General features: G+C 38.1%; 19 protein-coding genes. 10 read left to right on the plus strand and 9 right to left on the minus strand.

From position 1 onward, the window contains the following. Positions 1–122: 122 nt before the first annotated feature. A complete protein-coding gene (lpdA, locus tag B9A18_RS09290; RefSeq protein WP_084288994.1) occupies positions 123–1,526 on the plus strand; it encodes a dihydrolipoyl dehydrogenase in 1,404 nt (467 codons plus the stop codon). Positions 1,527–1,646: 120 nt separating this feature from the next. Here lpdA and B9A18_RS09295 read toward each other — a convergent pair whose 3' ends face one another. From B9A18_RS09295 to B9A18_RS09315, 5 genes are all read right to left on the minus strand, one after another. Beyond that, positions 1,647–4,847 carry an efflux RND transporter permease subunit gene (locus tag B9A18_RS09295; RefSeq protein WP_084288995.1) on the minus strand — a complete coding sequence of 1,067 codons (3,201 nt, stop codon included), beginning with the start codon at positions 4,845–4,847 and terminating at the stop codon, positions 1,647–1,649. Between the two features lie 60 nt (positions 4,848–4,907). After that, positions 4,908–5,975: an efflux RND transporter periplasmic adaptor subunit gene (locus B9A18_RS09300; protein WP_084288996.1), complete on the minus strand. Its 1,068-nt coding sequence runs from the start codon at positions 5,973–5,975 to the stop codon at positions 4,908–4,910. Beyond that, a complete protein-coding gene (locus B9A18_RS09305; RefSeq protein ID WP_084288997.1) occupies positions 5,975–7,315 on the minus strand; it encodes a TolC family protein in 1,341 nt (446 codons plus the stop codon). Before B9A18_RS09305 ends, B9A18_RS09300 begins: the two co-directional genes overlap by 1 nt. A gap of 14 nt (positions 7,316–7,329) precedes the next feature. Continuing rightward, a complete protein-coding gene (locus tag B9A18_RS09310; protein WP_084288998.1) occupies positions 7,330–7,935 on the minus strand; it encodes a TetR/AcrR family transcriptional regulator in 606 nt (201 codons plus the stop codon). Positions 7,936–8,046: 111 nt separating this feature from the next. Next, complete coding sequence (locus B9A18_RS09315) at positions 8,047–8,661, minus strand: TetR/AcrR family transcriptional regulator (protein WP_084288999.1); 615 nt, start codon at positions 8,659–8,661, stop codon at positions 8,047–8,049. Positions 8,662–8,808: 147 nt separating this feature from the next. Between B9A18_RS09315 and murB the strand changes: the two genes are divergently transcribed. The 4 genes from murB (at position 8,809) to B9A18_RS09335 (ending at position 13,385) form a co-directional block, all read left to right on the plus strand. Beyond that, positions 8,809–9,825, plus strand: a complete 1,017-nt coding sequence (gene murB, locus B9A18_RS09320) for a UDP-N-acetylmuramate dehydrogenase (protein ID WP_084289000.1) — start codon at positions 8,809–8,811, stop codon at positions 9,823–9,825. 166 nt (positions 9,826–9,991) lie between these two features. Then, the gene (locus tag B9A18_RS09325; protein ID WP_084289001.1) at positions 9,992–10,522 is read left to right on the plus strand and encodes an RNA polymerase sigma factor; all 531 of its coding nucleotides are present in this window, start codon (positions 9,992–9,994) and stop codon (positions 10,520–10,522) included. A 143-nt stretch (positions 10,523–10,665) separates the two neighbouring features. Further along, positions 10,666–11,442, plus strand: coding sequence for a phosphatase PAP2 family protein (locus B9A18_RS09330; RefSeq protein WP_084289002.1), 777 nt, complete (start codon positions 10,666–10,668; stop codon positions 11,440–11,442). 11 nt (positions 11,443–11,453) lie between these two features. Further along, a complete protein-coding gene (locus tag B9A18_RS09335) occupies positions 11,454–13,385 on the plus strand; it encodes an LTA synthase family protein (protein WP_084289003.1) in 1,932 nt (643 codons plus the stop codon). 80 nt (positions 13,386–13,465) lie between these two features. Here B9A18_RS09335 and B9A18_RS09340 read toward each other — a convergent pair whose 3' ends face one another. After that, on the minus strand, positions 13,466–14,410 hold the full coding sequence (locus tag B9A18_RS09340; protein WP_084289004.1) for an erythromycin esterase family protein: 945 nt from the start codon (positions 14,408–14,410) through the stop codon (positions 13,466–13,468). Between the two features lie 130 nt (positions 14,411–14,540). Between B9A18_RS09340 and msrA the strand changes: the two genes are divergently transcribed. Beyond that, on the plus strand, positions 14,541–15,032 hold the full coding sequence (gene msrA / locus B9A18_RS09345; RefSeq protein WP_084289005.1) for a peptide-methionine (S)-S-oxide reductase MsrA: 492 nt from the start codon (positions 14,541–14,543) through the stop codon (positions 15,030–15,032). Between the two features lie 7 nt (positions 15,033–15,039). Here the strand turns inward: msrA and B9A18_RS09350 are convergent, their stop codons facing one another. From B9A18_RS09350 to B9A18_RS09360, 3 genes are read right to left on the minus strand one after another with little or no spacing between them, the layout of a single operon-like run. Then, the gene (locus tag B9A18_RS09350; protein WP_084289006.1) at positions 15,040–16,374 is read right to left on the minus strand and encodes a hypothetical protein; all 1,335 of its coding nucleotides are present in this window, start codon (positions 16,372–16,374) and stop codon (positions 15,040–15,042) included. Then, positions 16,355–18,217 carry a hypothetical protein gene (locus B9A18_RS09355; protein ID WP_144009442.1) on the minus strand — a complete coding sequence of 621 codons (1,863 nt, stop codon included), beginning with the start codon at positions 18,215–18,217 and terminating at the stop codon, positions 16,355–16,357. Before B9A18_RS09355 ends, B9A18_RS09350 begins: the two co-directional genes overlap by 20 nt. Before the next feature lie 25 nt (positions 18,218–18,242). Then, on the minus strand, positions 18,243–18,917 hold the full coding sequence (locus tag B9A18_RS09360) for a hypothetical protein (protein ID WP_084289008.1): 675 nt from the start codon (positions 18,915–18,917) through the stop codon (positions 18,243–18,245). A gap of 270 nt (positions 18,918–19,187) precedes the next feature. On the opposite strand from B9A18_RS09360, the gene B9A18_RS09365 reads away from it, so the two are divergent. The 4 genes from B9A18_RS09365 (at position 19,188) to B9A18_RS09380 (ending at position 26,269) form a co-directional block, all read left to right on the plus strand. After that, entirely contained in the window at positions 19,188–19,790 is a 603-nt protein-coding gene (locus B9A18_RS09365; RefSeq protein WP_159452620.1) for an RNA polymerase sigma factor, read from the plus strand. 94 nt (positions 19,791–19,884) lie between these two features. Beyond that, positions 19,885–21,069, plus strand: a complete 1,185-nt coding sequence (locus B9A18_RS09370; protein WP_159452621.1) for a FecR family protein — start codon at positions 19,885–19,887, stop codon at positions 21,067–21,069. 100 nt (positions 21,070–21,169) lie between these two features. Next, a complete protein-coding gene (locus tag B9A18_RS09375) occupies positions 21,170–24,532 on the plus strand; it encodes a TonB-dependent receptor (RefSeq protein ID WP_144009443.1) in 3,363 nt (1,120 codons plus the stop codon). Positions 24,533–24,544: 12 nt separating this feature from the next. Further along, entirely contained in the window at positions 24,545–26,269 is a 1,725-nt protein-coding gene (locus tag B9A18_RS09380; protein ID WP_084289011.1) for a RagB/SusD family nutrient uptake outer membrane protein, read from the plus strand. Positions 26,270–26,307: the final 38 nt, after the last annotated feature.

Below are 26,307 nucleotides of genomic sequence, written 5' to 3' on the forward strand. Positions count from 1 at the left end.
TTAAATATATGGAATTGGTTAGGGAATAAGGTTTTGATGTTTTAAAAAAAGACTAAAGAAATAGGAGTATTATCTGATATTCACAATAGGATTACTAACTTTACGCAAAAAAAAACCTTAATATGCAATACGATGTAGTTGTAATTGGCTCGGGCCCGGGCGGTTATGTTGGAGCGATCAGATGCGCCCAATTAGGCTTAAAAACAGCGGTTATAGAAAAATACAAAACTTTTGGAGGAACTTGTTTAAATGTAGGTTGTATCCCTTCAAAAGCTCTATTAGATTCTTCAGAACATTTTCATAATGCTGCACATACTTTCCAAACGCATGGCATCAACTTAAAAGATTTAAAAGTTGATATGCCGCAAATGATTGCGCGTAAAAATGATGTGGTGTCTCAAAATACTGCCGGCATACAATATTTGTTTAAAAAGAACAAAATCGATTCATTTGAAGGTATTGGTTCATTTGTAGATAAAAATACCATTAAGATTACTAAAGATGGTAAATCTGAAACGATTACTGCCAAAAATGTAATCATTGCTTCGGGATCAAAACCAACTGCATTGCCATTTTTACCTATCGATAAAAAACGCATCATCACTTCTACTGAAGCCTTAAATATTACTGAGGTACCTAAGAAAATGATCGTGATCGGTGGTGGGGTAATTGGTTTGGAGTTAGGATCAGTGTATGCTCGTTTAGGTACTAAAGTTTCTGTTATCGAATTCATGCCATCTATTATTGGTACAATGGATGCTGGCTTGGGTAAAGAACTTCAGCGTGTATTGAAGAAATCTTTAGGTATGGAGTTCTTCATGGGACATAAGGTTACCGGAGCGACTGCTAAAGGTAAAACTGTTACTGTTACAGCAACTAATGCTAAAGGTGAAGAGCAAAGTTTTGAGGCTGACTATTGCATCGTTGCAGTTGGACGTACAGCTTATACTGAAGGATTAGGCTTAGAAAATATCGGTATCAAAACCGAAGAGAGAGGAAATAAAATTCCTGTAAACGATCATCTTGAAACAACTGTTCCTGGCGTTTATGCTATTGGTGACGTGGTAAAAGGTGCTATGCTTGCGCATAAAGCAGAAGATGAGGGTATTTATGTTGCAGAGAGACTTGCGGGACAAAAACCACATATCAATTACAACTTGATTCCTGGTGTTGTTTATACCTGGCCAGAGGTTGCTGCTGTTGGTTATACAGAGGAGCAATTGAAAGAAAAAGGTATTCAATACAAAGCAGGTTCATTCCCTTTCAAAGCAAGTGGACGTGCTAAAGCAAGTATGGATACTGATGGTTTCGTAAAGGTATTGGCTGATGCTAAAACTGACGAGATTTTAGGTGTACATATGATTGGGCCACGTGCTGCAGATATGATCGCTGAGGCGGTTGTAGCTATGGAATTCCGTGCATCGGCAGAAGATATCGCAAGAATTTGCCACGCACACCCAACTTATACAGAAGCAATAAAAGAAGCCGCTATGGCGGCTACAGAAAACAGAGCAATACATATTTAGTATTCTGTTTTTATAAAATTAGAAGAGGCCACAGCATTTGTTGTGGCCTCTTTGCGTATGGTATCAAAAAAAAGAGGAACCGTTTTAGGGTTCCTCTTTTTTTGTTAATCAACTTGAATACTAGTAAGCCTCAACCTCCTCAAGGTCATATTCTAAAACATCTTTATGATCGTATGGTTCCACCAATAGTTCATCTATTGTTTTTCCTTTTTTGTTGAAACCTAGTTTATCTAACATAATATCGAAGATTAAATAAACAACCGGTACAACAATAAGCGTTAAAAACAACGAACTGGTTAATCCACCTACAATAACCCATGCTAGACCATTTTTCCATTCTGCACCTGCACCACTTGCTAAGGCAATTGGTAGCATACCAAAGATCATGGCAATTGTTGTCATCAAAATTGGACGTAAACGTGCATGGTTAGCTAAAATCAAGGCTTCTGTTGTAGATTTTCCTTCTGCTTTCATGTGGTTGGTGAAATCGACCAGGATAATCGCATTCTTGGCCACCAAACCCATTAACATAATGAAACCTAAGATGGTAAAGATACCGATAGAGTTATTTGTTAAGGCCAGTGCTAAGAAGGCACCGATTAATGCCAGTGGCAACGAGAACATCACCACAAAAGGATAAACAAAACTATCATACAGCGCTACCATAATTAAGTAAACTAAGATAATAGAAGCCAATAGGGCAATACCTAAAGTTCCAAAACCCTCACTCTGGTTTTCCTGATCTCCAGCCCATGTATAACTTACACCGATAGGCGCTTTTAACTTTCCATTTTTCTGGAGTTCTTCCAGTTTCTTTTGAAAATCAGCAACCACGGTTCCTGTCGGTCTACCGATAGATTGTGCTTTAACAGATACTGATGTCGATTTATTTAAGCGTTCTAACTGACTTGGTCCTGAACCTTCAGTAATAGTTGCGAATTGCGAGAGTTTAACTTGTGCCCCTTTATCATTTATGAAAATCAGGTTGCGCACATCATCCACATTTTTTCTGTTGAAATCCTGGTACTGGATGTTAATATCATACTCGTATTCACCTTTTCTATATTTACCGTCGGTGTTACCGGCAAAAGCTGTTTGCATGGTCATACCTACAGTTTGTAAGGTTAAGCCCACAGCCGACATTTTATCACGATCAACCTGAACATTAATCTCCGGAGTTCCTTTTTCTACAGATAATTTAATCTCTGTGGCACCAGGAATTGTTGCAAGTACGCCTTGTGCAGCTTCTGCATATTTTAATGCGCTATCAAGACTAGACCCCATTACCACAAATTGTATCGGAGCGTTTTCTGCAATACCCAAAATACTAATTGGTACAGTTTTAACTTTTGCTCCTACCAATTCTTTGGCGAGTGCACGACTCATCCTGGTTGCGAAAATGTCTGAAGAAACACCTTGACGTTCCTTACGGTCAACCAGTTTTACGTTGATCTCAGATTTATAGGCTGTAGCCTGGGTTCCACCAAAATCCCCACTGGCCTGGCCAACTGTGGTAATCAATTGTGTAATCTCCGGTTGTTTGTCTAGGAACGCTTCAGCGCGTTGGGTATAAAAGTTGGTCTGTGATAAAGGCGCATCTTTCGGTAATTCAATTTGAACTAAAAATTCACCTTTATCAGACTTAGGGAAAAACTCTGAGCCAATAAAACCGGCAACGGCTAGCCATACTGATGCAACAAATAATACAACAACACCAGCGATGGTGCGTCTTTTATGGTTTAATGACCATGTTAAGATCTTAGTAACCCACAATGTGAATTTCTTCAATTGTTTTTCGAACCAAAGGATAAAGCGGCCGAACACATTTTTACCTTCAATATGCTCTAGTTTACCATATCTTGAGAAAAGTAATGGTACAATGGTAAATGAGGCAAGCAATGAAAGCATTGTTGCGATAATTACCACCACACAGAACTGACGTAGAATGTTAGACACCAAGCCTGAACTGATGGCGATAGGGAAGAACACAACTACAATTACCAAAGTAATGGATACAACAGTAAAACCAATTTCCCTGGTCGCATCAGAAGCGGCTCTCACTTTATTTTTACCCATTTCCATGTGTCGCTGGATATTCTCCAAAACTACGATGGCATCATCCACGAGAATACCAACCACGAGTGATAGACCTAATAAGGACATCAGGTTTAAGGTAAAGCCAAATAAGCTAATACCAATAAAGGTTGCGATTAATGATGCTGGAATGGATACCATTACAATTAATGCGTTTCTTAAACTATGCAGGAAGAACAGCATTACAAATGCTACCAAAACAACGGCAAGCATTAAATCGTGGATAACTGCATCGGCAGACTCTAACGTAAAGATAGAACTGTCGTTAACGATTTTAATATCCAGTTTGTTGGTCGCGTATTCTACTTTAAGCTTTTCGATAATGGCATGGACACCTTTACTAACCTCTACAGCGTTTGCATCACTTTGTTTAATAATTTGGATAGCGATAGCGCCTTTTCTATCGATACGGGCTATTTTTTCCGTTTCTTTTTGAGAATCCTGTACATCGGCAACATCACGTAAACGGATCTGCGCACCTGATTTTGATGTGGTTAAAACAAGGTTTCTTAATTCGTCAAGGTCTCTGTATTTACCTGATAAACGGATTAAAACATCTTGGTTTGCTGTTTTAACACTTCCTGTAGGGAAATCTAAATTTGAGGTTAAAATCATTTGTTGTACCTGAGGTACGGAAAGATTGTAGCCTTGTAATTTATCAGCATCTAATGAAACCTGGATTTCTCTTTCAGATCCACCAACAAGGTTAACCTGTGCGATACCATTAACCCTTGAAATTACCGGAGCAATTCGTTGATCAATTAAATCGTAAAAGGTAACGTCATCCATGTTTGCAGAGGCAGACATAGTGATTACTGGTAAATCATCTAGTGAGAATTTACTTAGCGACGGTGTTTTTACATCTTCCGGTAAGTCTGAAAGGATGGCATTTACCTTACGCTGAGCATCATTTAATGAAATATCAATATTGGCATCATTATTTAATGTAATGGTAACTGTTGATAAACTCTCAAATGAAACAGCGTTTATTTTCTTGATGTTTTCCATTGATGATACCGCATCTTCAATTTTCTTGGTTACGGTATTTTCTACCTCGGCTGGTGAAGCACCGGGGTAAATGGTTGAAATAGATACAACGTTGTTAGAGAATTTTGGTAATAACTCATAACCCAACGAAAAGTAACTCAATAGCCCCAGTAAGGTGAGTGCAGTAAAGACTACAATTACCAGAGAGGGCCTTTTAATAGATATATCTGTTATCTTCATTTTCTTTTTTTTTTGCGTACTGCGATTGGTGTATCGCGAAGTTAACTGCCTGAGATTGGATTATTTTACAATGCTAACCGCAGTGCCTTCAGCCAAGTTAATCTGTCCACTGGTAATTACAGTTTCTCCTTCATTAAGTCCTTCAAGAATTTCGACAGAATCACCTAAAATACGACCTGCAACTACTTTACGCAGTTTAGAGGTGTTAGTCGTTGTATCTAAAACAAATACCTGGTTACTGCTTACACTACCCACAAAAGAGGTACGTGGAACTAAGATGCTCGGTGCTTGTTTAGGGAAGTTAAATACTGCAGTTCCGTACATACCCGCTCTAAGACTATTGCTAGTGTTGTTGTCTACTTCAATCTCAATTGGGAAGTTTAAAGATGCATCAGCTTTTGCTGCAATAAATGAAACCTTGCCATTGAATTTTTCTGTTGGGAAAACAGATGATTTAATCTCTATTTTGTCGCCCACTTTAAGGTGCGCAACCTGAGATTCGTTAACGTTTACTCTTAACTTTAATTTAGAAACGTCTACGATTTCGAATAACTGGGTTCCTTGTGTATTTACGAATGCTCCAACTTCAATGTATCTTTTGTTGATGATACCGTTAATTGGTGATTTGATGTTAGCATCACTTACTTTTCTTGAAGCGCTTTGTAGTCTTAAACGTGCGTTTTCTACAGCAAGTTTAGCCTGATCTAATTGCTGTTGTGTAACACCACCGGTTTTAAAAGAGTTGCTATATCTTGCTTCGTCTTTAATTGCATTTTGTAGATTAGCCTGAGCTGTTTCTTTATCTGTATTGATAATTTCAGCATCAATACGAGCTAAGATTTGTCCTTTAGTTACGCGATCGCCTTCATCTACAAAAATTTTGCTAACTCTACCTGCATTTTCTGACAGGAAGTTTAATTCTTGTTTAGGTACAAAAGTACCGTTGACGCTAAAATCCAGGTCGGTCACTTTTTTCTCTACCGTTGCAACCCTAACAGCAACAGCGCCACCACCTTCTGCAATAAAGGCAGTTTTTGCTTCGTTTTTCTTCTTGTTATTGTCTAACACCATGGCAATTCCAGCCAGGGCAACGATGATTATTAAGGCAGTAATAATTCCTCTTTTCATTATAATAGCGATTTTATATTTCCGTTTGATTTGATTAATTGTATTTCGGCAATTTTGTAGTTTAATAATGCCTGGGTGTAGCTGTTTTGCGCTTCTGTGAGTGAGCTTTCTGTATCCAGCAGGTCAGTTAAAGAAGCCAAGCCATTGTTGTAATTGTTCTGTGTGCTTTTATAAATTTCCTCGGCCAGTTGAACGTTTTCTTTTTGTGCATTAATCGTAGTTAAACTATTGCGCAACTGAATTTTAGCATTCTCGTATGCTAAGTTCAAAGAGTTAGTCGATTCTTTTCTGTCTTCTTTTGCTTTTTGAATATCAATGTCAGCCTGACGGATTTTTGAACGGGTTAAGAAGCCGTTAAAGATGGGTACTTTTAAAGTCAGTCCAACTGCTGATGAACCAAAACCGATAGCCGTGTTGTTAGAGCTAAGGAAATCGAATCCGCCACTCTGGCTGGAATAGGTGTAATTTCCCGTTAAAGCTAAACTTGGATAATATTCTGAAACATAAGCTTTACGTTGCAGAGATAAAAGTTTGTCCTGGGTATTCAAAAGCTTGATTTCTGTTCTGTTATCCAAGGCCAGTGCCTCTGTGAACTGAGGTAATTGGGTAACTTCTGTCAGTTCTGTATTAGGTAAAGTAATTTGATTACTTACCGGCATCCCCATTGAGAACTTTAATTGGTTCTCTAATAACGTAATGGCATTTAATGTCTGCTCGCGTTGAGTCTGCAAATTGGTAAGGTTAACTTTAATCCGATCAACATCAATTTTTTTAGCTAAACCATTTTTATACTGGTTAGATATGATGTTTTCGACAACTTTCACATTTTTTATGTTATTGTCTACCACATTTAGTTGTTGTCTGTTTACCAATACCTGATAATAGTTATTAGCAACAAATTCGATGATTTGCTCTTCAGTTAATGTGGAAGTAAGCACGTAATATTCTTCACTGGATTTTGCTGCTTGTAATCCTGTAAAGACTGTTTGATTGAATAATTGTTGCGACAATTGAATTCCGGCGGATGAATTCCAATTTTGGCCCATCTTAAACGATTGTGTGGTTCCGCCTATATTGGCTACCAATTGACCAATAATAGGGTTGTAGGTTAAACCAGCATTACCGGTAATTTGAGGTAAGGCCTGGGCTCTAATTTCTTCTGTTTTGTATTTTCCTCCATCAATATCTAGCTTCGCTTTACGCACATTTGCGCTATTTTGTATCGCATAGTTGAGTGCTTCTTTAAGCGTCAGCGTTTGCTGGGCACTTGCTGTATTTGATAACAATAAGCCCAGCAATAATACCGGGATCATTTTTATCTGTTTAATTACTGTGTTCATATATATAGTTTACGTTATTTTAATCCTTTGATAAATATGGTAGACAGGCTAAGTTGTTTGTCCAGAATATTCTTCATTTCTTTTTTGCTTGGGAATAGCTCTTTGTTGCCATGCATGATACATAGTGAAGTGATACCGGCAAGGCTATCAAGATATAACTCGGCAACTTTATAGGCATCTGTTGGAGCGATTTCATTTTTGTCTATTGCAGCTTGAAAGATATCTGCATGAAGTTGTATGTTTTTAGCACGCATTTTCATGAAGTGTTCTTTCAGGATATCATTGTTTAGCGAGGCGTCTGGGGTGCCACTTGATAAATGCAGCATGTAATACTTTTGAAAGAAACGATGTTTGATCTCAACAAAAATGGCCATCCGCTCTTCAATACTCATGATTGTTGGCTGATGTTGTTCCAATATGCTGAAATAATCGTTAAAAATTTTGTCAATTACTCCTAATATTAAGCTGCTCTTATCAGGAAAATAATAATACAAAGACGGTTTGCTTACCGAAAGGTCTTCCGCAATCTCATTCATTGTGGTTTTGTTAATTCCATAATGAATAAAACGCTTGATCGCTCCTTCAATAATTGCCTCTCTTTTTTTATCTGTCTCTACCATTCTACTTTTTTACTTTCTGACTTTTTTATATTTAAGGTCAAAAATAAGGCCATAATCCGGCTTAGAGAATTTTCCTGAGAAAATCAGCGCAAACTTACAATTGCATGACTATTATTCTTGGGTCCGAGGCTTTAGGCCTTGCAGGAAGATCTCGGCGAAGACTTTTTCCTTTAGGAAAATTTGTTTGAATTGTTCTTTTTCCGGGAAAATGTTCTTGTCTTTAGACATAATGTTAAAATGAATGCCTGACAAAGCGTCAATAAATATTTCAGTTGTCAGTTTAGGGTCTTCCATTTCAAATTCCCCGTTTGTAATGCCACGGTTAAATAAGGAACCAATGATGATGGTTTCGAAAGCTCTGGCTTTATTGAATTTTTCACAGAGGTTTTCCGGCAATTCGCAGCCAATAATTTGGCTTGACTCGAGCAAATTGTAGTATTTCTGAATAAAGGATTGTCTTTTTTGTAGTAATTTGAACACTCCTTCAGTTGAACTGCTGGTTTTATCAATGGATTTAACCAGGTCTCTGCTGATGATTTGCATCAGGTGCTCAATTGCACTTACGTAAAGGCTGAGTTTATCAGGGAAGTAATAGTAAAGTAGTGCTTTAGAGAAAGATATGTCTTTGGCAATCTCCGTCATCGTGGTCTTTGATAAACCATAATGAGCAAATCTTTTTAGCGCTGCTTCAATAATTATATTCCTTTTTTTGTCTTGATTCTCCATAAAATTGCTACAATCCTCCTTCAATATATGCGTTAATTAGCATTTTATTATCCAGCCGAAAAATAGGCAAAATTTTTAAATATTGCTTTTAACATATTTATTACAACAGCTAACAATTACATTTGTGCTGTTATATCCAATACATTTATGTCGATTATACAAGAAAATATATCTCTGAAGCCTTTTAATACATTTGGTGTTGCTGTAAGTACAAGTTTCTTTGCCGAAATCTTTAATGAGTCGGATTTGAACGAGTTGTTAGGGGAGTCCATTGTTAAAACTCAGCCTTTGTTGGTTCTGGGTGGAGGTAGTAATCTTTTATTTACAAAGGATTTTGAAGGCTTGGTTATAAAAGTGAGTATACCCGGTATTTCTTTTGATGTTCAGGGTAACGATGTGATGGTAACGGCTGGTGCAGGTGTAGTATGGAATGATCTGGTAAATTATTGTGTGAACAATGGTTTTGCCGGTATTGAGAATCTGAGTTTGATTCCCGGTACGGTTGGTGCCTCTCCAATACAAAACATAGGTGCCTATGGAGTTGAACTGAAGGATGTTTTTCATTCCTGTACGGCGCGCGAGATTGCAACTGCAAATGAGCGCGTATTTAAATTTGAGGATTGCGGGTTTGGTTATCGCGACAGCATCTTTAAAAATGAGCTGAAAGGTCAGTATATCATTACTTCCGTTAGTTTCAAATTAAGTAAACAGGCAAAGCTTAATACGCAATATGGCGCTATTCAGGCCGAGCTTCAAAATAGAAAGATTGATCATCCAACCATTTCAGATATCTCTCGTGTGGTAGCTGATATCAGGGTAAGTAAGCTACCTGATCCCTCAACAATTGGTAATGCTGGCAGCTTTTTTAAGAACCCTGTAATCGAACAGGAGAGCTTTGAAGCTGTTTACACAAAGTTTCCTGAGCTGGTCCATTATCCCGCTCCTGGAGGTAAGGTTAAGCTCGCAGCAGGCTGGCTTATAGAGCAATGCGGTTTTAAGGGGAAGGTAGTAGGGCATACCGGGACATGGAAGAATCAAGCTTTAGTTCTGGTCAATCATGGCTCCGCAACAGGTCAGGAAGTGTATAGTTTTTCAGAAGAAATCATCAATACAGTGTACAATAAATTTGGCGTTGCATTGGAACGTGAAGTAAATATCCTGTAATATCCACCTGTTTGGTATTGTTAACCGCGATACGCAATTTCTTAACATTGAATCTTGTTTTTTGGTACATATCTTGTATAGACATTGTTATGTATTATTAAACAAATTTATACGCTCACTCAACATATCTATTTGTTTGTTTTTTTAACCCTAAAACTAAAAGACTATGACAAAAAATGAGTTCAATGTACAGCTGCACGATCATTCTGTTTCTTTACAATCCTTCGCCTTGAATTTTACCAAAGACATCGAAGATGCAAATGATCTTGTGCAAGATACGATGCTTAAGGCAGTTACGTATTACGGGAAGTTCAAAGACGGGACGAATTTAAAAGGTTGGCTGTTTACTATTATGAAGAACACCTTCATTAATAACTACAGACGTCTGGTTAAAACAAATGCATTAATTACCAAATCGGATGATATTTCTTCTGCAAATCTTCACTACAGCGCCACAAAAAATTCTAGTGAAAGCAAATTTGTATTAGGGGATATCAATAAAGCATTAGCAACATTACAGCCTGAATATTATATTCCATTTGTTAAATATTTTGAAGGTTATAAATACCATGAAATAGCGGAGATGCTGGAGATACCAATAGGAACAGTTAAAACCAGAATCCATGTAGCCCGTCAGATTCTTAAAAAGTACTTAAAAACCTATTCGAAAGATATTTTGGGTTCGGAAGTGATGTAAACCGAATTTTCAATTAAATATATATAAGGCCTGTCACGCATTGTGATTGGCCTTTTTTTGTGCGCAATTTTAAAGACATTAAATAAAATCAGAATTTCTATAGATTTTTCAATTAGTTTTGCTTTTTTTGCATTGTAGTTAAAATGAGTACAAAGTTTCAGTTAAAGATTAGTTTAATCCTGCTGGTGTTGGTTTCTGCAGTTAGGGTGCAGGGCCAGACTACAGACTCGGTACCTGTAAAAGCTGTTTATAGCGAGGTTAGGTATAAGCCAATCCAGTATAAAGCACTTATTGTGCCTGCTGCGTTTATGGCTTATGGCTTTAGTGCGCCTTATATAAAGCCCTTAAAAAAGCTTGATGATGATACTAATTATGAACTGCGGGAAGATCATCCAAGATTTGGGTTCCACGTAGATGATTACCTCCGTTATGCCCCCATTGCCGCTGTGTATGGACTGGATCTGACAGGTGTAAAAAGTAAACACAATTTTGTTGACAGAACGGCTATGTTACTTTTGTCGACCGCTATTGCGGGAGGTTCCACATTCATCACTAAAAATATAACCAGCAGAACGCGGCCAAATGGCCTGGATAACCATTCTTTTCCATCGGGGCATAGTTCCATGGCCTTTATGGCCGCAGAATTTATGCACCAGGAGTATAAGGACCAATCACCCTGGTATAGCATATTGGGGTATTCGATGGCGGTAACTACTGCTACTTTGCGCTTGTATAATGGCGCGCATTGGTTTAGCGATGTAGTTGCCGGTGCCGGATATGGCGTTCTCTCCACAAAAATTTCCTACTGGGCTTACCCATTTATAAAAGACAAGCTGTTCCATAATAAGGCGAACCATACGGTATTGGTTCCCTTTCATCAAGAAGGGCACACCGGGTTAACATTTGTACGTAAGCTCTAATCCACCACATCATGATTTATAAAAACAAACTCGAAAGATTATTCTTTCAACACAGGTTTAGTCCTGTTGTCATCGCTACATTGTTGTTGTGTGCTGTGTCGCTCATTACGCGTACTATCTTACTGATCAGTTCGAAACAGTATGTCGACTTCTCCATCCTGAATTTACTGGGCATTTATCTGATCGGACTTTTATTCGATTTAGCTGCAGCCTCCTTTGCCCTGATCCCATTGGTGCTTTACATCTGGCTTATGCCTGACAAGTTGTACAGGAAGAAGTTTAACCGTGTACTGTTGTCGATCTATTTCCTGGTTGTAATTGGCACTTTGTTATTCAACGCTGTTTCGGAGTGGTTCTTTTGGGAAGAATTCTCTGTGCGATATAATTTTATCGCTGTTGATTATCTGGTTTATACCACTGAGGTGATCGGTAACATCAGACAATCCTATCCAGTAAATACCATTCTGATCGTCTTGTTACTGGTTTCTTTAGGATTACTGTTGTTGTTGAACCGGTATGTGTGGAAACACAATGAGCAATCTTTTAGGTTTAAGCAGCGTACTGCCGTAGCACTCGTTTTACTTTGTATTCCTGTTTTTGTTTTCTTCTCATTCAATCATAAATGGAAATATTTCAGCACTAACCAGTATGTAAGTGAGCTTGCGGGTAATGGTATGTACGATTTTGGTAATGCCTTTTGGAACAATGAGCTTGATTACGATACCTTCTACAAAACGTTGCCGATTGAGAAAGCGGAGGTGATGATCAGGAAGCAAATGAATCCAGATAGCGTAGGAGTTTTAGCTGCTGATAAGTTTACCCTTAGACATATTGATAATCCAGGTGAAGAAAAGAGGATGAACGTAGTGTTGATTAGTGTAGAAAGCTTGAGTGCCGATTTTATGACACACTTTGGAAATACACAGGGCATTACTCCTCAGTTGGATTCTTTGGCTAAGCAAGGTGTTCTGTTTACCAATCTATATGCTTCAGGTACGCGTACAGTCAGGGGGCTTGAGGCTTTGGCGCTTTCTATTCCGCCAACACCGGGGCAGTCTATCGTAAAGCGTCCTGATAACAAAGGTCTTTTTTCTTTGGGCAGTATATTCAAATCAAAAGGATACCACAGCAGGTATGTTTATGGAGGTTATGGCTATTTTGATAACATGAATGCCTTCTTTTCTGAAAATGGGTATGACGTTACAGATCGTAAAGCGATAAAGGATTCTGAGGTTCACTACCAGAACATCTGGGGTGTTGCAGATGAGGATCTGTTTACGCTTTCGTTGCGTTTGGCAGATGAGGATTATCATAACAAAAAGAACTTCTTTGCGCACATCATGACGGTTTCTAACCACCGCCCATATACTTATCCCGAAGGTCGTATAGATATTCCTTCGCATACGGGTAGGGAAGGTGCAGTAAAGTATACCGACTATGCTATTGGCAGGTTTATAAAGGAAGCTTCTGCAAAGCCATGGTTCAAAAATACCATCTTTGTTATCGTAGCCGATCATTGTGCTTCAAGTGCCGGTGCGGTAGAGCTTCCGGTAAATAAATACCATATACCAATGATATTCTATTCGCCGGGTAACATTACGCCAGGTAATTTTGATAAGTTAACTGCTCAGATAGATGTTCCGCCGACCATACTTGGGTTCTTAAATATGGATTATACCAGTAAGTTTTTTGGACATGATGTGTTTAGAATGAAGCCGGGAGAGGAACGTGCATTTATCAGTACTTACCAAAGTCTGGGTTACATCAAAAATAATAAGCTGGTGATTCTTGAGCCAAATAAGAAGGCTAAAACGTATGCTCCTGATTTTATAACAGGTAGCTCAACATTGGTGGCCCCGGATGAATCATTGATTAATGAAGCCGTATCGAACTATCAGGTTGCTTCTTATTTGTATAGAAATCATTTGTATAATAAGCTGTAGATTTCAGTTTTATTTAAAGCTATAAAAGCCTATCGGTGAAAAACTGATAGGCTTTTTTGCTATGTGCAATCCTATAACTCTTATTTTAACTGTACTGATGCAGAAGTCTCTCTGATGAAAATTAACCCGTCAAAATCAAAACCTGGTTTTATGGGTAGTGATCTTGTTTCAGTCCAATTTGAAAAGATATTGGTGATGTGGCTTTTTATGCCCATAAATGGATTTGGTTTTTTATTAAAGGGGAGAAAGAATCTTTCATTTTTCGCTTTAGCAAACATGCTGGAGAATGTGTTTTCCTGTGCTAAAAAGTCATGCTTTTCAAATTCACCGTCTTTTATGATATTCACGGATCCTTGATAAGTGTCGAATCCTATAGCATAAAATTTTTGATCTAATTCTTGTTTCAAATAAGCCCCCATCGCTTTGAGTTGAGCCATGGTGGTATCTTTAGCTATATGTACATTGTGACTCCAAAGTATAGTCTTGGTGCCCATTGTTTTTTGAGTTTCTATTATTTTATCTGACATGAGCTTATCACGGGTAAATGGATCGGGCCAAAAATCTTCATTGTCAAATCCAAACAGTGTTACTCTATCGCTAGGTGATGTGGTTTTGTTATAGTTTCTTATCCAGGTTAGCATGTCATAAATTTCTATTGAGTTATATAGTCCCAAGTCTTTCATGAATGCTTTTAAATCGCCATTTCCATTGTGTAAGTACTGATTTATCAACTCCATTCGGGAGCCAGTGGATTCGAACCCTATAAGCTTATAATTAAGATTAGTAATCAGGTATTGGATTATTTGGTTTTTCTGAAGGAAAAATTCACACGTGCCGTGTGATGCTTCTCCTAATCCTAAAATGATATTGCCCTTTAATTCGTTGGATAAAAAGGAAAGATCTTTATTTTTTGAAGATGTATTGTGGATAGGATAAGCATTTTCATTAATCCACTTGAGGTGTTGAGAATGGCCTTCGGTGGTGAAGAAAGCGATTAAGAGGCAGATAATTAAGATTCTTGTCATATAGTTGAGTTTGTATGTCTATAGGATGCAAATTATAGGTAATTCCATAAACCTGCTGAGCGAATAATTACCTCCTGATTCCTTTACCATTTAAAGATAAGCAACGTATCTTTGTTAAAAAGAAAGCTATATGAATACTGAAAAATCCATTCTGGCCGGCGGTTGTTTTTGGGGAGTAGAAGAATTGATCAGACATTATCCGGGGGTTATTTCAACCGTAGTTGGATACACAGGAGGTGATGTCCCAAATGCAACTTACAAGAATCATGGTACACATGCTGAAGCCATAGAGATTGTATTTGATCCTACACAATTATCATATCGTGCACTCCTTGAGTATTTCTTTCAGATTCATGATCCAACGACGCGAAACAGACAGGGAAACGATGTCGGTACTTCTTACCGATCAGCTATTTTCTTTATGGATGAGCAACAGCGGGAAACTGCAGAGGCTTTAATCGCGAAAATGGATGCTTCAGGTGTATGGCCAGGAAAGATTGTAACGGAAGTTGTTCCTGCAACCGATTTTTGGAACGCCGAAGCCGAACATCAGGATTATTTGCAAAAAAATCCATATGGATATACCTGCCACTTTGAAAGGCCTGACTGGAAACTAGGATAACTGTAAATCAGAATAGTTGTCCCAGCGCGTTGATGTGCTTCAGCTTGAAATAAAGATCCATTTCAAAATGCGACTGACCTGGAATTCTATTCCAGGCTTTAACCTTTAAATTGGTTACCTGTTTGATGTAACTTTCCAATAAGAGGAATTGTCCCTGTGCTTTTAGTTTTTCGAAATCGGCCTCCAGGTAAAAAAAGTAGGGGCTGTTTTGTCTTGATGAGGAAAAAGCTGCATGCTTGTTGGTGCTGAGCATAACTGCGGATATGCTGGTTTTAGCGTAAACGGAGTAGAGTGGGAAGAGTTGTCTGTTTACTATACCGCTACTCACTATATCTTCTTTATTTAAATACGTTAACAAGCTTCCAGCATCGGCATTTATAATGCTGTTTATGCCTGGTACTTTAACCGTTCTGGGAGTAATGATTTCTTCCTTCTCAAAATCGTCATTGTATTCATAGGTAATCAAAGTATCGGTTTGGATAGCAGGACTGGTCAATTCCAAATCAATATATCCCTTGCAATACTTCAACAGGCTGTCCGGATAGATGGTATGGTCTTTAACCTGAAACGCAGCATATTTGTCATTTGAATTGATACTGGTATTCAGCCACATTTTAACGATGGCGTGTTTATCAAAAACCCGGTGGTTAAACACTTTTCCATCAACATTAAATCCTTTAAAGTTGAAATCGCCTTGTAGGTGCATCAATCCATCTTTAAAATCACCAGTCCCGGTATGTTCTTTGAATACATAGGCCAGGTGTGCGTTTATAGCCTTTAATTGCTTTAGTTTGGGATCTTTATCCTCAAGTAGGTTTTGCGCGTTTAGCAGATCCTCAAGGACGTCATTTGTGTTTTCTTTTGTAAGCGAATATCCTGCAGCAAATGTATGATTGTTGAAAGCAACTGTAGTTTGGCCATTCGCCGACGTGCCCCTTAGATATTTGCCTGTGTTTTTAAATTGAGATATGCCTAATTCTTTCTTTATAAATGATTTTAAAGTAGCGGTATCTGCTACTGGCAAACTACAGAAATAGGTTTGAAGGGATTTGGAGTGGACTGTGTAGATGAAAATGTTGGCGGGAATATTTAACCCGCTTTTAATAGCTCCGCCTTTTTTGCGCTTATAGTGGGATGAGTTTCGTAAATAATCTATAGCCAGCGTACGGTACAGTTTATCTGCATCGATTTTAACAATGAAGTCAGCATCGGCATGAACACGATTCCGGTAAGATTTGTACTTCCGTAATTCCAGATAGGCATAGGTAGCTACCAGCAGCAGTAAAATAACTGCTGCCAGCACTGTTGCTACACGTTTAAATTTATTTCGTTGCGTCTTCAATAAGTGAGAACAAATATTTTAAAGCATTCGGTTGATTTGCAGGAATATCCATGCTTACCTGTCCAGATACCACATTTCCTTTGATTGGGTTAGAATTCAGGTAAATATCACCCAGTGAATTCAGCACGCGGTTAGCCTTTTCCAGTTTTTTAGCACCTCCAAATTCTTCAGAAGGGATCTTTCCAGCAAGCTTTTTACCACTAAAGTATGCAGAATAATTACTGCTCAATAGTGTTTTTTTATGTTTGCCTGAGATTTTTGCCACATAGCTGTTGGCCGCTATGTCATCTATCTCAGTTATACTGGTGGTAAAGAAGATAATCTGGTCTTTAATTGTAAAATAAAGAGACAAAGGGCTTTTAGGGATGCTCAATTCATAATATCCAGCGCGTTTCTTTACCAGGTCTTTTTTTGCTCCATAAGCGATCAGCTTATCAATTAAGCGAGTGTCTTCAGATGAAATCATCAACAAAAAGTCGGGTAGGGTCTCCTTTTTGGTTTTCATCACCTCTTTGCTCTCAAAGTTGTCCTCGTTATATTCGTAGGATTTGTAGCTCACTTCATTTTGCATTAAGCCATTGAAAATAAACAGGGCATCTCCTTTAACAACTTTGCCTATCGCCTCTTCATCCAATAAAAGAGAGAGCAGGTCGGCCGCCATACCGATCTCCTCTGCGTATACAGAGCCATAGATCTTCGACATTAACTTTGGATACTCTTCCAGGTATGCCTTTGTGTCTAAAGCGTAACCCATATAGCCAATCATGCGGTCTTCATTCACATATTTTAAAAAACGTTTGTTCAGTTTTCTTTGGTGAACGCGTTTAAATACGGCAGCAATTTCATCACTGAAAGTCATGCTGGTTGTTAATCTGATAGACTTATCTTCCAGGTAGAATTTGGCATTTCCACTTCCATACCCGTTAAAAAAGCTCATCCCTTTTAGATATGGGATAGCAGGCATGTATGAATTAAATAGCTTATCAATTCCTGACACCCATATGGTAGCTTCGGCCTGTGCATCCTGGCTTTTCAAAAAGTCGTTGTTGTTCAGTATGGAAGTTTTATTTGTTCCTGCAAAAAACTCATCCACCATGTGTTGGGTCCAGGCAGCAATAATCGATTTCTTTTGTTGTTGATTCTTAAAAAATGAATTAGATGAGTCATCGTCTACCATCGTCGAATCTACTAGTGCTGTGTCTGTAACCACATCTTCTGACTCTACCACCGCTGACTCTACAGCAATTGAGTCTGCAGGTACATCTTCTGAAGCATCAACCGCTATTGCTGTGTCTGCAACCACCTCACTAGCCGGGTAATCCTCGGTTAAACCGAAACGCTCCATAACTTCGGGACGCGAAAAATAATCCTTTTTCTCAATAGCCACTACAAATAGAAACATTTCGTTGTTCCAGTGGGCCACTTCAGTGGAGTCGGAATTGTAGTAAGATCTTATGTTGCCCTTTTGATTGAACTTATAATCTCCCCAAGTATAAAGTGCATCCACCTGGGCCGCATTTTTAACAGGTGAAAGGAAGCAGTTATAAGTTACACTGTCGTTGCTCTGGTTGTAATAGTAAAATGATGATGCCAAATTAAAACCAAGGTCATCAACTGAAGAATAGGGCTTGTCGGCCTTTCTTGAGAATTTTGATAGGATCTTCTTCCCTGTAAAGGATTTATTAAACTCAGTCAGGGACATCAGTTCTGTTAAGTTTTTACCTTTAAACGTTGCAACTGCAAGTGCATCAGAAGGTATTTTATGCACAAGATCCTGTGCATAGGAAGTAAACGTCATGCCGGTTAGAAATACAGCAATTAAGCATTTGATAAGAGAATTCATAGATGAGGTAATTTAAATGGAGCTATTATTTTGCTAATGTAATGTTGTTGGATACATCGGTTTTCCCGTTAATCAAACCCAATACTCCGGTATTGAGCATAACTGCTTTTTTTGATTTAGATATTTTAGCAAGGGTATTTTCACTTGAAGCGATGTTTTGCTCAAAGCGGTAAATGCTGGTATAGGATGCATCTTTAAATATTTTCTTTACTTCAGGCTTTAGCTTGTTGTATTGGGCAACGGCATCTTTGGTATGTTGATAGCTGCGGCGAAAAGCCTGAATTTTGGGGTTGTAAGTATAAGAAGAGTTGCTAGCTCCTTTGATTTTTAGTTTTTTTAGTACATCCTGATTTACATTGTTAATGTTGGTTATGTCTTTAAATGCAAATGACACGCTTACGATGTAGTTCTCAAAGTCAACTTTCTTTTGAACATTGCTGATGCCGGGCGATTTCTTTAAATAAGCCACAACTTCGTCGAGCTCTTTTTGGATCTTCTGCTTTGACGGTACTTTGTACCCCTGAATGCTATCCATTAGCATAACCGAGGCTACTTTCGTTTTGCTGGCACTAAGGTTTAAGGTTAAGTTTACTGTTCCGGAACCGGCTTTGGTAAGGTTAATTTCTTCAATGATCTGAAAACAGGAAGAAAAGCACAGTAAAATGAATATAGAGAGCGGGTATTTAAACTTTGGAGGCATTATTTTGATGTTTTTATAGGTAGGAGCAAAGATATCATTTCGAAACTAAAAAAGCCGCTTAGTTTTCACTGAAAGGTGCGATCAGTGGGGAGGGAATAAGAATGGCTCTAAATATATTGCAAAACATCATGTCAACAAACCAGAGGGGAAACAAAAGACCTATATTTGCAGAACTTTAAGAATAGGATGGTTAATCAAATTTGTAATTCATTAGGCGGACGCTTATACCAGACAATTTATTTATCTTAGTAAAACAATCAGTGTAACTTGGTGATCAAAATAGAACCTAAAGAGGCAGATCTTATCCAGGCTATTGCCGATGGAGATGAAAAAGCGTTTAAAGCTTTATATGCACTATATTTTAAAAAGTTACATAAATTTCTTCTAAAAGTGACCCATAATAAAGAAGATGCCGCATCTGATATATTACAAGAGTCGTTTTTGAGAGTTTGGCTCAATAGAGACAGGCTTATGGAAATAGAAAATTTTCAGGCATGGATTTACAAAGTTGTTAACACCGAAGCTTTAACCTTAATCAGAAAAGAACTCCATATTAAGACAAAGGCGGACAGACTGCAATTGAACATAGAAAAAGAAGATTCAGCTTTTTCTGTGCAAGCATCTCTTGAGTTTACCGAAATAAGGTCGGTAATAAAAGGAGCTGTGCAGCAGCTACCGCAACAACGTCAAACCATATACTTACTAAGCAGAGAAGAAGGCTTAAGCCCAATAGAGATCGCAAAAAAATTAAACATCTCCATCAACACTGTTTACAACACGCTTACCACCGCGCTAAAACTGATTCGCCAGGCACTGGTTAACGCCGGTTACGGAGAATTCCTAAGCATCCTCTTGATTTTAGGTATTTTTTAAAAAAAATATCACATCCCAATAGTAGTCATCTATAAAAGTCTATTCATACTAATAATCTGGATGAAAATCCAAACTAGACCAAACGATGAACCATATGCGTAACGAACGAATCCGTTATTTACTCGAGCAATATTATAATAATGCGCTATCTCAAACCGAGACTGTAGAGTTGTCTCGATTACTCGACATAACCGATCCAGGAGAATTAGTCGATATACTCTCACTAACAATGGGGTCTTTTTCAGTACCAGAAAATTCCATTGTTGACGAAGCTGAAATAGATGCCAAAGTCAATGAAATATTAGCTCTGGATAAGGATCTTCAACTCAAAACAACTCGTAATAAGTCAATACTAAGACTGTTAAAATACAGTGCTGTAGCAGCAACCATAATGTTGATCGGATCGTATTGGTTGTTTTATCAAAACGGCCTTGCCAGCTTCGATCAAAAAATAACAACTGAAAAGGATATCCAACCGGGCCATGATGGCGCCATATTAGTGCTGTCAGATGGTACACAAGTTCCACTGGACAGTGCACTTGATCGTAAAGTGTTTGTTAAGCGCGATGGCTCAAAAATTCGAATCAGCAATGGGCAAGTGGTTTATTTGGATAGCAAAAATATCAAAGAGAATGATTTAAGTATCATTAAAACACCTGTTGGACGGAATTACAATATTACCCTGTCTGATGGCACTAAAGTCTGGCTGAATGCCTCTAGTAGCATTGAGTACCCTGTATCTTTTTCGAAAAAGGCCAGAAAAGTCAAGATTTCAGGAGAAGTTTATTTTGAAGTAGCAAAAAATCCCCAACGACCATTTGTCGTAAACATTCAAAATAGCCAGACAAACATTGAAGTTTTAGGAACACGTTTCAACATCAATACCTATGCTGATAACGGCAATTACAAAACTACCCTGTTACATGGTAGTATAAAATTAAATGCCGGTAAACGACATTATTTATTAACACCCAACCAACAGGCGGTTAGTCAACCAAATTCTGAACAGGTTCAGGTAATTAATAATATTAATCCGGAGGATATTTTGGCCTGGAAAGACGATTTACTGTGCTTTAATGAAGCAAGCATAGACGAGGTGATGTTGGAACTGGCCAGATGGTACAATATTGAAGTGGTATACGACGGAAGCAAACCCCAGGGCACTTTCACGGGGAAAATAGAAAAAAATCTAACCTTGAGACAGGCACTAAAAATATTAGGTGCAACACGTGTCACATATGAATTAACACACGACAATAAATTAATAATTAAAAACTAAAATCAAATGCTATGAGGAAACATTGACGTGCTATGAATGAAGCCATCTGCTTCGGTAAACTATCAATTAAAAACATTTAAACCTAAAATTTTTAGTTAAAATGAGTCAAAAAACTAACCAAAAACGAAACTATCATTTACAGAGCAGAAACGGCAAAAAACCTTTCAGTCTCTTTTTTGCCACCTTAAAGATTGTTACATTACTTACTGTATTTATTTCAACCTTTGCAAACGCAAAAACTTTTTCACAAACCATTAAGTTACACCTGAAATCTGCAAAAATTGCTGATGTTTTAATAGCGATTGAAAAACAGTCTGACTACACTTTTTTCTACAAAACTGAAGACTTAAAGGGAATTAAAAAAGTTGATGTAAATATCAACGAAAATTCAATTAACACTGTATTACAGCAGTTATTAGAAGGCTTACCTTTGGAATATAGCATCGAAGGTAAAACTATTGCTGTAAATAAAACCCTTGATAAACCTAGTGGTGTAAAAGTTGTGCTCGCAGAAAAAATAGGGATTCAGCAGTCTATTACGGGCACTGTCAAAGACGTAAGTGGTATGGGTATTCCCGGCGCATCGGTGACAGTAAAAGGTACCAGTCGCGTTACAAGTACCAACAGCTTAGGTCAGTTTAGCATAGAAGCAAATATCGGCGATATATTAATAATTAGCTCTATAGGCTTTACTTCTCAGGAAGTTAAAATAACTAGCCCATCTTTGGGAAATATTATTCTTAGCGAATCGCTTGAAACATTGAGCGAGTTAGTGGTGGTAGGTTATAGCGTTCAGAAAAAGGAAAGTCTTACTGGTGCCCTAAGCACTATTAGTGGAGATAAATTAAAAAATGTGACCTCTCCAAACGTACAAAATATGCTTGCTGGAAAGGCCCCTGGTCTATTTGTTGCACCTGGCTCCGGAAAACCCGGAACCGCAGGCTCTGTTGTTATCCGTGGGCAAGCAACTTTGAGTGGCACAACTAGCCCGCTCTGGGTTATAGATGGTGTAATTGTGGGTTCAAGTCCAGGAGAGATAAATCCGGAAGATATTGAATCAATGACCGTATTAAAAGATGCTGCGTCAACTGCAATTTATGGTTCTCAAGGTGCCAACGGTGTAATCGTTGTCACTACGAAAAGAGCAAAATCTGGAGAAATGACAGTGGATATCTCATCAAGAAGCGGTTTTACCCAGCTTACCAATGGTAACCTGCAAGTGATGAATGGAGCCGAGTTGTACGATTACTATGCTTCTTTTACAAATGCAAGTGCCATTAACTTTCCTCGTTGGAACCCGGAATTACGTAACAGTAATTTCGATTGGTGGAACCTCGCTACTAAAAGCGGCTTTAACCAAAACCACAATATCTCTTTGCAGGGTGGAACTGAAAAACTCCAGTCATACCTTTCGGTAGGCTATTATGATGAATCTGGAGCTATCAAAGGATATGATTATGAACGCTACAACTTCAGATTAAACACTGTTTACAAGCCTTTCGACTGGCTAACTGTTAAACCGTCTTTAGTTGGTTCTCGTCGTGCAGTTACCGATAGACAATATGATGTAACTTCAATGTATTCCAATCTTCCCTGGGATAGCCCGTACGATGCCGATGGCAATTTAGTACCTCACCGTTCAAGCTTATGGGTAAATAATGCAAGTACTAACTATCTTTATGACCTGCAATGGAATAAATCTGCGAATACCAACTACGAGTTTATGGGTAATTTAGATTTCGATATTAAATTAACGAAAAACTTTACCTTTTCTTCAGTTAATAACTACAGATTTAACACTTATGCTGCTAGTGGTTATATAGATCCTCGTTCAAATGGGGGTGAGAGTGTAAATGGACGTGTTACAGATTACAGATCTGAATACACCCGACGTTATACCAATCAACTCTTACGTTATAATAATACATGGGGAAAACATAGTTTAAGTGCATTGGCTGGTTATGAGTTTAATGATTATTATAGTAAAACATTGGATGTATATGGTACTGGTATAGTGCGTGATTTCGAGGTGCTTGATGTAGTAGCAAAACCTGAAAGAACAAGAGGAGCGATTAATGAATGGGCAGTACAATCTTTACTTTTCAATTCGAATTACTCATATGACGGCAAATACTTAGCGCAGGTGTCGCTTCGTAGAGATGGTGCTTCAAATTTCGGAAAAAAATACGGCAACTTCTTTTCTATCAGCGGTGGGTGGAATATCAATCGCGAAGAATGGTTTAAAGCAGATTACATTAATACGCTTAAACTTCGTGCAGCCTACGGTACCGTAGGTAACCGCCCTTCTTCCTTATATCCTCAGTATGATTTGTATGCTGTAAATCCAGCGGCAAGTTATGATGGAATTCCAGGTCTTTTGATTAGCCAAATTGGCAACAAAAACTTAACATGGGAAGAAACTTACACCAGTGGATTAGGATTAGATGCTACTGCTTTCGATAATAGGGTTAGATTAAACTTAGACTATTACATTAAAAGTACAGACAATATTTTGTTCAATGTGCCTATTTCTGGTTTAACAGGTGTAACGCGTTTATGGCAAAATGTGGGTAAAATGAAAAACAAAGGTATAGAAATAGCGCTTGGGGGCGATATAATCCGTACTAATGATTTAACATGGAGTTTGGATGTGAATATGGGACACAATGTAAATAAGCTGACCGACATTTACAAAACCAGAAATTCGGATGGGACTTATTCGGCTAAACAGGTAATAATAGGTGATGATTTGGGTATTGCAGGATCTGCAAGTAGAATTTTACAAATTGGACTGCCTGTTGACACTTATTATATGCCAGAATGGGCTGGTGTTAATCCCGATGATGGAAAACCGATGTGGTATAAAGTAACCAGAGATGCAAATGGTAACGAGATAGAAAGAACAAAAACTTCTACTTACGCACAAGCCAGCCAGGAAAAGCTTGATAAAGCCTCACCTGATGTATTTGGTGGTATTACAACTGCTTTAACATGGAAGAAATTTGATTTGAATGCCGTATTTGGCTACTCATTTGGTGGTAAGGTATATAACTATTCGCGTCAGGAATATGATGCGGATGGAACTTATACAGATAGAAACCAAATGAGATTACAGGATGGTTGGAGTAGATGGCAAAAGCCTGGCGATATTGCAACTCATCCCGTAGCACGATACAATAATCAAGATAAGGGGAATTCTGTGTCTTCGCGCTATATAGAAAGTAATGATTTTTTTAGGATGCGTTCATTGGCAATAGGATACAATTTCGATTTAAAAAAGTATAAAGTTAGGAATTTAAGAGCTTATTTATCTGGCGAGAATTTATTTGTGATAACAAAATACTCGGGAGTAGATCCAGAAATCCCTGTTAATGAGGAGAATCAAGCCATATTGTTTTCTGCAGGGCCAGCCGTTTACCCTATGGCCAGAAAATTCATGCTTGGACTTAATGTTTCATTCTAAAGCACATAAAAAATGAAAAAAATATTAGCTATAATTTTTGTTATAATATCCCTATCATCTTGCGAGATTGATAGAGAGCCTTTCGGATCAATGAAATCTGAAACGATAGACAATAACCCCGAAGCATATATAGATGCTTTACTGAACGGAGTGTATGGTCAACTTAAGGCTTGGTCTGATCCCATGCACCGTTTAGGCGAATATGCAGGAGATAATATGATGATCAGAGGGTCTTCAACAGATGCATTCTATGAATTTATTTCCTTTGCCAGAACGCCAAATAATGGGAGATTAGGCACTTTTTGGGATAACGGATACAAAGCAATCGCGCAAGCATCAAATATCATTAATAAGATTCCGCTAGGTAAAAGTCCTGAATTTGACAGCAAGCTAGGCGAATGTTACTATGTCCGTGGATTGATGTATTTCTATCTGGTTCGTGCATTTGGACGCCCATACTATCAAAGCCCTGAGACTAACTTAGGTGTCCCAATTGTTAACGGAACTCCAAATGATGTTATTAATGCAACTTTTCCAGATAGGGCCACTGTAAAAGCAACCTATGAACAGGCAATTTCTGATCTCAAAAAGGCCGAAGAGTTAATTAATGTAAATAAAGGGCCTATTTTTGCATCTAAAGAAGCAGCTCAGGCTATGCTTTCGAGAGTTTATCTTTACATGAGCGGAACTTATGAAAACCCTAATCCGACTTATGCTCAGCTTTCTGTAGATTATGCAACGAAAGTAATCAGTCAGGCGACAAGGTATAGCTTACTGCCGAGAGCTGAATTCATGAAATACAACACCCTTAAACCCGAAAATAATAGAGAAACCATTTTTGCAATTAAGCGTGTAGCGTCTGAGTTTTCTGGCGATGATCATTATTATGGTATTGGCGGTATGTATTCAAATATTGGTGGCATGGGCTGGGGAGAGATGTATGCAAGTGCAAAATATATTAGCCTGCTAAACGAAACTGGCAGAAATGACTGGAGACCGGATAAATATAAAATAGTAGATGCCAGAGCTGCTTTTATTGAGCCCACCTATTCTCAAAATGCTGCTGGTGCTTTTACCGAAGTTTTTAGGTTTATTAAACAAGATGCAGGAAACCTATTGAACTACGCACAATTAACTACCAGCCGTAACGGTAATGTAATTACCTGTGTAGAGGGGGTTAGTCCAAATCAGGTAACTTATACCCTTACTCCTGTTGATGCTGCACAAGAGATTTATTCCATCAATTATAAAGATGGAAAAACTTACACAGGTGTGATTGACAATTTTATCAGTTTAAATCGTGTTTACCCTCAGTTTTACATAGTTAAATGTTCTCGCGAAGGAGAAGATTCTCAATTACATTCTCCAGTAATTAGCCGACTAGGTGAAGTATATCTGAATAGAGCAGAAGCATATGCCAAACTGCAAAAATATTCAGAAGCACTTATTGATTTAAACATGATTAGAACACGTTCTATCGTTGGTGGAGGATATTCATCTTTAAACGCAGCAAATGCGGGCCAGCTAATTGATAAAGAAAGACAATTAGAACTGGCATACCAGGCAGAGCGTAGTTTTGATGTATTCCGTAATGGGAAACCTCTTACCAGACAATATCCTGGACCTCAAAATCAAACTACAGATATAGCGGCTACTGATTTTAGAGTTGTTTATTATATCCCTCAAAGTGCTATTAATTCATACCCAGGGAAATTAACACAAAATCCTACTAATTAATACTATTAACTACGAGCGGTTATTTTGCTGCTCGTAGT

The organism is Pedobacter nyackensis (assembly GCF_900176505.1).
GTDB lineage: Bacteria > Bacteroidota > Bacteroidia > Sphingobacteriales > Sphingobacteriaceae > Pedobacter > Pedobacter nyackensis.

What these genes read in the sequence shown, in the direction of transcription:
- lpdA (WP_084288994.1), top strand. Translation starts at nt 123, where the DNA reads ATGCAATACGATGTAGTTGTAATTGGCTCGGGCCCGGGCGGTTATGTT.
- B9A18_RS09295 (WP_084288995.1), bottom strand. Translation starts at nt 4,847, where the DNA reads ATGAAGATAACAGATATATCTATTAAAAGGCCCTCTCTGGTAATTGTA.
- B9A18_RS09300 (WP_084288996.1), bottom strand. Translation starts at nt 5,975, where the DNA reads ATGAAAAGAGGAATTATTACTGCCTTAATAATCATCGTTGCCCTGGCT.
- B9A18_RS09305 (WP_084288997.1), bottom strand. Translation starts at nt 7,315, where the DNA reads ATGAACACAGTAATTAAACAGATAAAAATGATCCCGGTATTATTGCTG.
- B9A18_RS09310 (WP_084288998.1), bottom strand. Translation starts at nt 7,935, where the DNA reads ATGGTAGAGACAGATAAAAAAAGAGAGGCAATTATTGAAGGAGCGATC.
- B9A18_RS09315 (WP_084288999.1), bottom strand. Translation starts at nt 8,661, where the DNA reads ATGGAGAATCAAGACAAAAAAAGGAATATAATTATTGAAGCAGCGCTA.
- murB (WP_084289000.1), top strand. Translation starts at nt 8,809, where the DNA reads ATGTCGATTATACAAGAAAATATATCTCTGAAGCCTTTTAATACATTT.
- B9A18_RS09325 (WP_084289001.1), top strand. Translation starts at nt 9,992, where the DNA reads ATGACAAAAAATGAGTTCAATGTACAGCTGCACGATCATTCTGTTTCT.
- B9A18_RS09330 (WP_084289002.1), top strand. Translation starts at nt 10,666, where the DNA reads ATGAGTACAAAGTTTCAGTTAAAGATTAGTTTAATCCTGCTGGTGTTG.
- B9A18_RS09335 (WP_084289003.1), top strand. Translation starts at nt 11,454, where the DNA reads ATGATTTATAAAAACAAACTCGAAAGATTATTCTTTCAACACAGGTTT.
- B9A18_RS09340 (WP_084289004.1), bottom strand. Translation starts at nt 14,410, where the DNA reads ATGACAAGAATCTTAATTATCTGCCTCTTAATCGCTTTCTTCACCACC.
- msrA (WP_084289005.1), top strand. Translation starts at nt 14,541, where the DNA reads ATGAATACTGAAAAATCCATTCTGGCCGGCGGTTGTTTTTGGGGAGTA.
- B9A18_RS09355 (WP_144009442.1), bottom strand. Translation starts at nt 18,217, where the DNA reads ATGAATTCTCTTATCAAATGCTTAATTGCTGTATTTCTAACCGGCATG.
- B9A18_RS09360 (WP_084289008.1), bottom strand. Translation starts at nt 18,917, where the DNA reads ATGCCTCCAAAGTTTAAATACCCGCTCTCTATATTCATTTTACTGTGC.
- B9A18_RS09370 (WP_159452621.1), top strand. Translation starts at nt 19,885, where the DNA reads ATGCGTAACGAACGAATCCGTTATTTACTCGAGCAATATTATAATAAT.
- B9A18_RS09375 (WP_144009443.1), top strand. Translation starts at nt 21,170, where the DNA reads ATGAGTCAAAAAACTAACCAAAAACGAAACTATCATTTACAGAGCAGA.
- B9A18_RS09380 (WP_084289011.1), top strand. Translation starts at nt 24,545, where the DNA reads ATGAAAAAAATATTAGCTATAATTTTTGTTATAATATCCCTATCATCT.